The 2,464-nt window shown below is 55.3% G+C and carries 2 protein-coding genes; both read left to right on the forward strand.

Annotated elements, in window-relative coordinates; all coding sequences use genetic code 11:
* Positions 1–149 precede the first annotated feature (149 nt).
* The gene (locus tag HJG40_RS09340) at positions 150–1,487 is read left to right on the forward strand and encodes an ISNCY family transposase (protein WP_215863936.1); all 1,338 of its coding nucleotides are present in this window, start codon (positions 150–152) and stop codon (positions 1,485–1,487) included.
* Positions 1,488–1,490: 3 nt separating this feature from the next.
* Positions 1,491–2,399 (forward strand): DUF4338 domain-containing protein, encoded by a 909-nt coding sequence (locus HJG40_RS09345; protein ID WP_215863937.1) that lies wholly within the window; start codon positions 1,491–1,493, stop codon positions 2,397–2,399.
* Positions 2,400–2,464: the final 65 nt, after the last annotated feature.

The raw sequence follows: 2,464 nt of genomic DNA on the forward strand, positions 1-2,464 counted from the left end.
CAGCAATTCTCAATATGGCCAAGAGCCCTTTTTATGGGGTGGCACCACCATATGAATGACTCGGCTTTTTTGGATGTACGGTGAGCGCTGGACAAATCCATCCATTCAACGTATAAGAGGCTGGGTCAATGTCATTCCAGTGAGAACGTATGGCCTGTCCCGTTGTTTCTCCTCAGCAAGCCCTTCGTATGCCAGAGCAAATCGCCCTACTCAGAGCGTTGGCGCGTGACTTCCCGGACAACCGGACCGGTAAAAATTGCACTTATCGCCTGGAAGATGCCTTGCTAGGCGCATTCTCGGTGTTTTATACCCAATGCCCTTCTTTCCTGACCCATCAAATCGCCATGAGCGAAACCCGGGGCATGAGCAATGCGCAAACCTTGTTTGGTATGCGCGACATTCCCAGCGACAACCATATTCGCAACCTGTTGGATCCGGTCGCCCCCCAGCATCTTTATCCAGCCTTTGAGCGGACTTTCCATGCCCTGAATGATACCGGTCAGCTGGACACCTTCCGGACGGTGGATGGACAGCTGTTGATCGCGCTGGACGGAACGAGTTATCACCAATCCCATGCCATTCATTGTCCGCAATGTACGGTCACAGCGCATAAAAAAGGTGGAACGAGCTATACCCATACTGTCGTCACGCCGGTCGTCGTTTCCACCGCGCATAACCACGTTATCCCCCTGGAACCGGAATTCGTGACCCCCCAAGACGGCCATGCCAAGCAGGATTGCGAATCGGCCGCAGCGCATCGCTGGATTACCGCCTATGCCGAGCGCTATCGAAATTTGCAGGTAACCCTGCTGGGCGATGATCTGTATAGCCGCCAACCCATGTGCGAGGAGATGCTCAGCGCGGGCTTCGACTTCATCCTGGTCTGCAAACCCGCATCGCATGCCGCGCTTTATGCGGAACTCGAACGCCGGGAAAATACGGGAACCGTATCCACTTTCAGCAGGACTCGACGCGAAGGCAAGAAGACCTTCACGGACACCTACCGCTTCGCCGAATCGCTGCCGTTGCGGGCGGGTAAGGAGGCACTGATGGTGAATTGGTGCGAGTTGAAATCCACCAGCGCAGAAGGCAAGACGGTGTATCACAACGCCTTTGCCACCACGCATACTCTTCATCCCGGCAATGTCGCTGAAATCGTCAAAGCAGGACGTGCGCGGTGGCGCATTGAAAACGGCCATAACAATACGCTGAAAACCAAGGGGTACCACCTGTCCCACAATTTCGGGCATGGCCAAAAGTATCTTTCCGCCACCTTGGCGACATTGAATCTGTTGGCTTTTCTGCTGCATACCGTGCAAGAACTGACCGACTTCACCTATCGGACGTTGCGGGATCGACTCCCCACCCGAAAGGCCTTCTTTGAGCATGTCCGTGTTCTAACGCAGTATCATGGCTTCGAGAGTTTCGCGGCACTCCTGGAATTCATGCTGAGTGGGCTCAATCGGGGCCGCCGCGACAGTGGTTGACCCATGACCAAGAAAGCCCCTGATTACCATTTCTGCGGTCAGGCCTTGAGCGCTGCAGAGTGCCAACTCATTCAAGGTCTTACGCGTCAGTATGGCCGTCTGAGTCGCCATGTTTTAGCGCAAACCATCTGTGAACTGCTCGGCTGGCAGCGCCCTAACGGGAATCTGAAGGCGGCAGAGTGCCGGATACTGCTTGAACAGATGCAGGACGAAGGATGGATCCACTTGCCTGCGCTACGCGCTGGACGACCACGGGGTCGCAGGACGAGCACCTCTGCCATGCCAGTACCCCTCTCCGAGATGCCCACCGCACTCGCAGCACTGCAGCCAATTCAACTGCAACGTGTGGAAACACCGGCACAGCGCCAGTTATGGCGAGACCTGATCGCACAGCATCATTATCTGGGCCACAAAGTCCCTTTTGGCGCGCATCTGCGTTATTTGATTCAGGGAACACCCCATCCAGACGCTCTGCATTCACCTGGGGTATTAGGATGCTTACAGTTTTCGTCACCGGCCTGGCGAATGCGTGCCCGGGATGCCTGGATCGGCTGGGATGATGCGACCCGGGCCAAACGCCTGCAGCAGGTTATTTGCAACTCCCGATTTCTGATCCTACCGCAGGTACAGGTCAAGAATCTCGCCAGCCATGTATTGGCTCTGGCCCTGCGCACCGTAACCCGTGATTGGGAGGCCGTTTACGGATTACGTCCTTATCTGGTGGAAACGCTGGTCGATCCCGTACGCTTTACCGGTCATTGTTACCGGGCAGCAAACTGGATTGATGTCGGACTCACCACCGGACGCGGTCGGCAAGATCGTCAACACGCTCTTCATGATGCCCATCCAAAGCGCATCTTCCTCTATCCTTTAACGCCCAACGCACAGCAAAAGCTGCGGCAAAGCACCTAAAAGCCAATCGAAAATTTGTCCCGAGAGATCGGAGAGGCCGACAAACTTCATATTGAGAATTGCTG

The sequence above is a fragment of the Acidithiobacillus concretivorus genome, from assembly GCF_018853445.1.
Lineage (GTDB): Bacteria > Pseudomonadota > Gammaproteobacteria > Acidithiobacillales > Acidithiobacillaceae > Acidithiobacillus > Acidithiobacillus concretivorus.